The following is a 7,225-nucleotide window of genomic DNA, read 5'->3' as shown; positions in this document are numbered from 1 at the left end:
CCGCGCGATCATCGACGGTACGGCGGACCGGCTGAGGCCGGTGTTCCTGACCACCGCGACCACGGTGCTGGGCCTCGCGCCGCTGCTCTACGAGCGCAGCGCCGACGCGCAGTTCCTCAAGCCCACGGTGATCACGCTGGTCTACGGGCTGGGCTTCGGGATGCTTCTGGTGCTGATGGTGGTGCCCGCGCTGATCGCGGTGCAGCACGACATCAGCCGGCGGCTGGCGGCGTTCCGGCGCGGCGTCCGTTTCCGCATGGCGCCGGTGCGGGCGCTGATGGGCCTCGCGCTGGCGGCGGTGCTGCTGTGGCTGGGGGCGACGATGGGCTACGTGGCGGTGACGGGCGCGCTTCTGCCGGTGCTGGCGCTTCCGTCACTGGCGCTGCTGGCCCCGCTGGGGGCGGCCTTCGTGCTCTTCATCGGGGGCGTAGCCGCGGGGATCGTTCTGATCTGGGCGCTGGCCTCTGTCGCTCTGTTGATTCAGCGCCGGCGGCGGGCCGCCTGAGGCTGAACGCCTGAAGGATCAGCTGTCGCAACCCTGGATGTCGACCGCGTGCTCACTGCCCAGAACGGTGAAGCGCAGCCGCGAGCGGTCGAGCATGAACGGCTTGCCGTCCATGTGCATGAGCTTGGTCTCGGTCACCAGCGTGCCGCCCTCGCGGCGGGTCTGCGGCTCGGCGGCCCAGACCGTGGGCTGGCCGCTCTCGACCACCGCTTCCTCTTCGGCACCGGCGCGGGGCATGTCGATCTCGGCCCGCAGCGAGACGCCGCCGTCCACCGGGCGCACGCTGCAGCGCACCGCGCGCACCGAGGCCTCGCCGCGCGAGAACGGTGCCGAGGCCAGCGCCGAGGCGATCATAGGGTCGGGCGTGCTGCCCTCGGCGGGCAGGGTGGCGTCGATGCGGAGCGTGTGGGGCACGCAGATGTCGCTGCAGAGACCCATCTGCATCTCGGTCTTCAGGGTGATCTCGCCCTTGTTGCCGGGGGTGATCCGGATCGGCAGCACGAGGTCGCCCTTGTAGCCCACCGAGCGCATGCCGGACTGCCAGAACACGTGCGGCGTCGGCCAGAGCACGGCGATGTCGCGGGCGTTGCGGGTACCCTTCCAGTCGAAGCTCGGCGGGATGCCGGCATCCCCGGGCGCGCGCCAGTAGGTCTTCCACCCCGGCGCCAGCGACAGGTGCAGCGCTGCCATGTGGTCGCCGTTGGGCAGGCGCCAGCCGGGGCGCAGCTCGGCCCGCACGGGCTCTTCCGCCTGTGCCGGCTGAAGCGGCAGGGCGAGCGCGAGGCAGGCGGCAAGGGTCTTGGTCAGGGCTCGGATCATGCTCGACACTTGGGCAATTCGGAATGAGTTGCCAAGTCACATTGCGGCGAGAGCACCGTGTGAGCCCGACTGTGTGACATGTCCTCCCTTGCACCATACCCGGCTGGGGGTCATGTTGGAGGGGCAACCCCGAGCAGGACAGCAACCGAATGGATATCGCCTCTGGCGCAACCGATCTTACGGGCAAGATGCTCATTGCCATGCCGGGCATGGGCGACCCGCGATTCGAACATGCCGTGGTCTACATGTGCGCTCACTCCGACGAGGGCGCGATGGGGCTGATCGTGAACAAGCCGTCGGGCGACGTCACCATGGCGGCCCTGCTCGAACAGCTCTCGATCTCGCCGGCCCCGGGGCTCGACCTGCGGCACGTGCATTTCGGCGGGCCGGTCGAGGCCGGCCGGGGATTCGTGCTGCACTCGCCCGACTACAAGTCCGGGCTCACCACGCTGCAGGTCGACGAGGATTTCAACATGACCGGCACGCTCGACGTGCTCGAGACCATCGCCCGCGGCAACCCGCCCGAGCGCTGGATGGCGATGCTGGGCTATGCCGGCTGGGGGCCGGGGCAGCTCGAGGGCGAGCTGGCACAGAACGCCTGGCTGGTGTGCGACGCCTCGCCCGCGCTGGTCTTCGACACCGCCGATGCCTCGAAATGGGAAGCGGCGCTGAATTCCATGGGGATCCCGGCGCACCTGCTTTCGGCCGAGGGCGGCACCGCCTGACCTGCAAGCGCGCTGCCCGGCGGCGGTGTGCACTTGCGTCTACCTGCGGCAAATCGTGGCGCGGCGGTCCCCTTGGGGTTTTGTCTGCGGGCGAGACATTCGCCAATCGGCGGGATGACGCAAGCAGCGGCTGGCGGGCTGCCGGTGCGCATCGCGACCACGATCCTGCTGATCTCGTCTGTCCACCTGCTGCACCTGATCCCTTCCGCCCGCGGGGTCGGTGCAGGAGGACCGCAGCTTCATGGTTCTGGCGCAGCTGCTTTTCGTGGTGACGGCGGTGGCCTTCGTGGTGATCGAGCGGCCGGAGCCCGAGACCGACTGACGCCTTGGTGGTCTTGTGGTCTCAGCCCCGCGGCGCGGCGGCGCGGCTGAGCCGGTCGTTGATCGCCACGCCCAGCCCGACATGGGGAACCGGCATGACCGCGATGATCTCGGCGCCCGAGGAATCGAGCCGGTGCAGGTATTCGAACAGATTCGCCGCAGCCTCGACCAGATCCCCCGCGGGCGAGAGGTTCAGGTCGCAGTCGCCCTCGGTGCGGCCGAAGCCGAGCCGTGCCTCGCCCTCGTGCCACTCGGAGGCATTGAGCCGGACCCGCGCGTTCGGAGCGTAATGCGAGGCAAGCTGGCCGGGGGCCGAGATCTGGTCACGGTCGCGCCGCTCCATCACCGGGCGGCCGAGCGCCTCGGACAGGAGCGCGGCGGTGACCCGGCCGGGGCGCAGCAGCGTCGGCTTGCCGGTGAGCCCGAGGATGGTCGATTCGAGCCCCACGTCGCAGGGGCCGCCGTCGAGCACCGCCGCGATGCGCCCGTCGAGGGTCTCGAGCACGTGCTCGGCGCGGGTCGGGCTGATGCGGCCCGAGCGGTTGGCCGAGGGCGCCGCCACCGGGCAGCCGCATTCGCGCAGTAGCGTGCGTGCCACCGGGCTCGCGGGCATCCGCACCGCCAGCGAGTCGAGCCCGGCGCTGACCAGCTTCGACACCTTCGCGCCCGCGCGGATCGGCAGCACCATGGTCAGCGGGCCGGGCCAGAACACCTGCGCCGCAACGTCGGCGAGATCGGACCACTGCACCAGTTCCTTGACCGCGTCGAGATCGGCGAGGTGCACGATCAGCGGGTTGAACGAGGGGCGGCCTTTGGCCTCGAAGATGCCGGCCACGGCGCGATCGTCGAGCGCGTTGCCGCCCAGCCCGTAGACGGTCTCGGTCGGGAAGGCGACCAACTGGCCGTCGCGCAGCAGCGTGGCGGCGCGGGCGATGCCCTCGGGGTCGGCCGTGAGGCGCTGGGTTGCCATTTCGCTCATTCGTCGTGACGCCGCGTTTTGGTTGGACAGGGGCGCGGGGGCGACTAGGGTCGCTTCCCGAGAATTGCCGCATTGACTAGCTCAGTGCTCACATATTGCCAACCGTGATTGGAACATGGTCATGCCGTACCGCGCCCCCGTCTCCGAGTTCAGCTTCCTTCTTGAAAATGTCGTCGGTTTCTCTGCCGTGCAGGACACGCAGCGCTTTTCCGAAGCGACCACCGATACGGTGACCGCGGTGCTGACCGAGGCGGGCAAGATGTGCGACGAGGTGATGGCCCCGCTGCAGCGCAACGGCGACCTGCATCCGGCGCGGCTCGAGAACGGCGTCGTGCGCAGCTCGCCCGGGTTCGCCGAGGGCTACAAGGCGATCTCGGACGGCGGCTGGGTGGCGATCACCGCGGATCCCGAATACGGCGGCATGGGGCTTCCGGTGGTGATCTCGACCGCAGTCAACGAGATGATGTCGGGCGCCTGCCTGTCGCTGCAGCTGAATCCGCTGCTGACGCAGGGCCAGATCGAGGCGCTTGAGCACCACGCCTCGGACGAGATCAAGGCCCTGTACCTGCCCAAGCTGATCTCGGGCGAGTGGTCGGGGACCATGAACCTCACCGAGCCGCAGGCGGGCTCGGACGTGGGCGCGCTGTCCTCCAGGGCCGATGACAACGGCGACGGCACCTACGCCATCACCGGCCAGAAGATCTTCATCTCCTGGGGCGATGCGGATTTCGTCGAGAACGTCTGCCACCTCGTGCTGGCGCGGCTTCCCGGCGCGCCTGCGGGAACCAAGGGCATCAGCCTCTTCATGGTGCCGAAGTTCATCCCCGATGCCGCCGGCAACCCGGGCGTGGCCAACAGCCTCAAGGTGGTGAGCCTCGAGCACAAGATGGGCCTGCACGGCTCGCCGACCTGCGTGATGTCCTACGAGGGCGCCACCGGCTGGATGATCGGCGCCCCGGGCAGCGGCATGAAGGCCATGTTCACCATGATGAACAACGCCCGCCTCGGCGTCGGCGGTCAGGGCGTGGGGGCGGCCGAGGGCGCCTACCAGCACGCGCTGGCCTTCGCCAACGAGCGCAAGCAGGGCAAGAGCCCCTTCGACACCATCATCGGCCACGCCGACGTGCGCCGGATGCTGGCGACGATGAAGGCCGAGATCTTCGCCGCCCGCGCCATCGCGCTGGACTGCGCCATCTCCATCGACATGGGGCGCGCCACCGGTGAGGCCGAGTGGGACGCCCGCGCGGCCTTCCTGACCCCCATCGCCAAGGCCTTCGGCACCGACATCGGCTGCGAGGTCTCGGAGATGGGCGTGCAGGTGCACGGCGGCATGGGCTACGTCGAGGAAAGCGGCGCCGCGCAGTTCTACCGCGACGTGCGGGTCACGGCGATCTACGAGGGCACCAACGGCATCCAGGCGATGGACATGGTCGGCCGCAAGCTGATGGACGGCGGCGAGGCCGCGGCCCGTCTGCTCGACGAGATCGAGGCCGACGCCGAGGCCGCCAAGGGCGCGCTGCCCGAGCTGGCGGGCGCCGTCTGGGAGGCCGCCGAGACCCTGCGCGAGACCACCGAATGGTTGGTCGCCCAGCCCATGGCCGAGCGCTTCGGCACCGCGGTGCCCTACCTGCGCGCCTTCGCACGGGTGCTGGGCGGGCATTACCACCTGCGGGCGGCGATGGCCGATCCCGACGGGGCGCACGGGCGCATCGCGCGCTACTATATCACGCGCCTGCTGCCGGAACACGCGGGACTTCTCGGCCACGTCCGCGCCGGCGAGGCCGAGCTGATGGAGATCTCCCCCGACGATCTCGCGGCCTGATCCCATGACCGGTTGCATCAGCTACCCGTACGACACCCCGCCCGAGCTGGGCAGCGCGATCGAAGTGGCGGAGGGGGTGCTCTGGATGCGGCTGCCGCTGCCCATGGCGCTGGACCATGTCAACGTCTACGCGCTGGATGACGGCGATGGCTGGACCGTCGTCGATACCGGCTTCTCCTCGAAACGCACGCAGGCGATCTGGGAGACGCTGCTGGCGGGCCCGCTCATGGGCAAGCCGGTGACGCGGTTCCTGGTGACCCATCACCACCCCGACCACGTCGGCCTTGCCGGCTGGTTCCAGGAACGTGGTGCCGAGTTGGTAACCACGCGCACCGCGTGGCTGTTCTCGCGCATGCTGACGCTCGATTCGCAGGACCTGCCAACCGAGGCGCAGCTGACCTACTGGCGCCGCTGCGGCATGGCGCCCCAGATCCTCGCCAAGCGCAGCGCCGAGCGGCCGTTCAACTTCTCGGACTGCGTCTGGCCGATGCCGCTGGGTTTCACCCGCATCCGGCAGGGCGACAGCATCCGCATCGGCGGCCGCACCTGGGACGTGCACATCGGCAACGGCCACGCCCCCGAGCACGCCACGCTCTGGTCGCGAGACGACAACCTCGTTCTGTCCGGCGACCAGATCCTCTCGACCATCAGCTCCAACATCGGCGTCTACGCCACCGAGCCCGAGGCCGACCCGGTGGGCGACTGGCTCGAGGCCTGCGAGCGCCTCGCCGAGCTGGCGCGGCCCGAGCACCTCGTGCTTGGGGGCCACAAGCTGCCGTTCACCGGGCTGCCCTTCCGCATGGCGCAGCTGATCGAGAACCACCATTCCGCGCTGAACCGGCTGCACGGCTACCTCGACGTGCCGAAGACCGCGGGTGATTGCTTCCCGGTGCTCTTCAAGCGCAACATCGGCGAGGCCGAGTACGGGCTGGCGCTGGTCGAGGCCATGGCCCACTGCCTGCACCTCTGGCACGAGGGCCGGGTGCAGCGGGTGCTGCGCGAGGATGGCGCCTGGACCTGGCAGGCGATCTGAGCACGGCAGCCGGGCCTCCCGCCCCGGGGGGGGGCGGCAGGCATTGAAAGATCGTGCCTTTTGGGCAGGTGACAGGGCCAATCAAATCGGCTAACCAATTCCACGGAGAGACCTTAATTCACAGGGACGGAGCGGACGAATGGCTGAGCACAAGCACGGCACCATGGACATCACCGATCAGGAACAGACCTTTCACGGGTTCATCAAGTTCGTGATCCGCACCGTTGCCGTGATCTTCGTGATCGTGGTCATCATGGCGATCTTCGGCGCCTGACGCCACGTCCTCTCAGGAGCTGCCTGCGATGTACTTCCGTGCCACGGTCCTTGCCGTTCTGGCCGCCTCTGCCCTTGCGGGCTGCACGACCCCTTCGGCGAACCGGGAAAACGCCTCGCTCGAGGCCATCGCAGCGGCGGCCTACGTCCATGACGGGCCGCCTGCGCTGACGCTCTACACCATGATCAACAACCGCAGCGAGGCCGGGGCGCATTCGAGCCGGCGGGCTCGGTACGGGCGGTCGGCCTGCTCGAGCGCGATGACGTGCTCTACGGCGTCACCCCGCGCATCGAGCAGTTCTACGAACGCGCCCACGCGCGCGAGACCTACCGGGTGCGCATCCAGCGCGTCGAGGTCTCGCCGGACGTCGCCGAGAGGGCGTTGCAGCTGGCCGAATCCTACGGCGCCGTATCGCAGTCGCAATGCACCGTCGCGACCTCGGGCGTGCTGTCGCAGCTGCCTGGCTTCGGGGACATCAACCGGACGTGGTTCCCCAACAAGCTCGCCGACAATCTCGCGCAGCACCCGGGCGTGACCGAGCGCGTGGTGCGCGAGGATGATGCCGACGACAAGGCCGTCGCCATCGCCCGGTTCGAGGCTCAGGAAGCCCAGTAACCGCCGGCGACGAGCACTGCGGCGCCCACGACCATCGCGAGCAGCGGGTTGCGGGCGAAGTAGCCCACCGCCAGCGCCACGGCTGCAGCCGCAAGGCGGGCCGGATCGGTCTCGCCTCCGGTGGCCGTGGGC

The 7,225-nt window shown here is 69.4% G+C and carries 9 protein-coding genes; 6 read left to right on the top strand and 3 right to left on the bottom strand.

Annotated elements, in window-relative coordinates:
• The coding region (locus HC022_RS15480) for an efflux RND transporter permease subunit (protein ID WP_167453047.1) at positions 1 to 505 on the top strand (505 nt) is incomplete at its 5' end.
• Between the two features lie 18 nt (positions 506 to 523).
• Here HC022_RS15480 and HC022_RS15475 read toward each other — a convergent pair.
• The gene (locus HC022_RS15475; RefSeq protein ID WP_040384681.1) at positions 524 to 1,324 is read right to left on the bottom strand and encodes a protein-disulfide reductase DsbD domain-containing protein; all 801 of its coding nucleotides are present in this window, start codon (positions 1,322 to 1,324) and stop codon (positions 524 to 526) included.
• Between the two features lie 149 nt (positions 1,325 to 1,473).
• Here HC022_RS15475 and HC022_RS15470 point away from each other — a divergent pair, with 149 nt between their 5' ends.
• Positions 1,474 to 2,049, top strand: a complete 576-nt coding sequence (locus HC022_RS15470; RefSeq protein WP_008887312.1) for a YqgE/AlgH family protein — start codon at positions 1,474 to 1,476, stop codon at positions 2,047 to 2,049.
• Between the two features lie 343 nt (positions 2,050 to 2,392).
• On the opposite strand, the gene HC022_RS15465 is transcribed toward HC022_RS15470, so the two are convergent.
• A complete protein-coding gene (locus HC022_RS15465) occupies positions 2,393 to 3,349 on the bottom strand; it encodes an L-threonylcarbamoyladenylate synthase (RefSeq protein WP_167453046.1) in 957 nt (318 codons plus the stop codon).
• A 121-nt stretch (positions 3,350 to 3,470) separates the two neighbouring features.
• Here HC022_RS15465 and HC022_RS15460 point away from each other — a divergent pair, with 121 nt between their 5' ends.
• From HC022_RS15460 to HC022_RS29855, 4 genes are all read left to right on the top strand, one after another.
• A complete protein-coding gene (locus HC022_RS15460; protein WP_040384807.1) occupies positions 3,471 to 5,171 on the top strand; it encodes an acyl-CoA dehydrogenase in 1,701 nt (566 codons plus the stop codon).
• 4 nt (positions 5,172 to 5,175) lie between these two features.
• Positions 5,176 to 6,204 (top strand): MBL fold metallo-hydrolase, encoded by a 1,029-nt coding sequence (locus HC022_RS15455; RefSeq protein ID WP_167453045.1) that lies wholly within the window; start codon positions 5,176 to 5,178, stop codon positions 6,202 to 6,204.
• A 139-nt stretch (positions 6,205 to 6,343) separates the two neighbouring features.
• Complete coding sequence (locus HC022_RS15450) at positions 6,344 to 6,478, top strand: aa3-type cytochrome c oxidase subunit IV (protein WP_008886997.1); 135 nt, start codon at positions 6,344 to 6,346, stop codon at positions 6,476 to 6,478.
• A gap of 264 nt (positions 6,479 to 6,742) precedes the next feature.
• Complete coding sequence (locus HC022_RS29855; RefSeq protein ID WP_368484676.1) at positions 6,743 to 7,093, top strand: hypothetical protein; 351 nt, start codon at positions 6,743 to 6,745, stop codon at positions 7,091 to 7,093.
• Here the strand turns inward: HC022_RS29855 and HC022_RS29685 are convergent.
• The coding region (locus HC022_RS29685; protein WP_175583599.1) for an AzlD domain-containing protein at positions 7,078 to 7,225 on the bottom strand (148 nt) is incomplete at its 5' end. The genes HC022_RS29855 and HC022_RS29685 overlap by 16 nt on opposite strands.

The sequence above is a fragment of the Salipiger sp. HF18 genome, from assembly GCF_011806505.1.
Classification (GTDB): domain Bacteria; phylum Pseudomonadota; class Alphaproteobacteria; order Rhodobacterales; family Rhodobacteraceae; genus Salipiger; species Salipiger thiooxidans.
The sequence above is the reverse complement of the archived record's forward strand: the minus strand, read 5'-3'. Positions and strand labels throughout refer to the sequence as shown.

Bases quoted from the DNA above. Each gene is read 5' to 3' on its own strand.
- HC022_RS15450 (WP_008886997.1), top strand. From the start codon at position 6,344: ATGGCTGAGCACAAGCACGGCACCATGGACATCACCGATCAGGAACAG.
- HC022_RS15470 (WP_008887312.1), top strand. From the start codon at position 1,474: ATGGATATCGCCTCTGGCGCAACCGATCTTACGGGCAAGATGCTCATT.
- HC022_RS15465 (WP_167453046.1), bottom strand. From the start codon at position 3,349: ATGAGCGAAATGGCAACCCAGCGCCTCACGGCCGACCCCGAGGGCATC.
- HC022_RS15475 (WP_040384681.1), bottom strand. From the start codon at position 1,324: ATGATCCGAGCCCTGACCAAGACCCTTGCCGCCTGCCTCGCGCTCGCC.
- HC022_RS15460 (WP_040384807.1), top strand. From the start codon at position 3,471: ATGCCGTACCGCGCCCCCGTCTCCGAGTTCAGCTTCCTTCTTGAAAAT.
- HC022_RS15455 (WP_167453045.1), top strand. From the start codon at position 5,176: ATGACCGGTTGCATCAGCTACCCGTACGACACCCCGCCCGAGCTGGGC.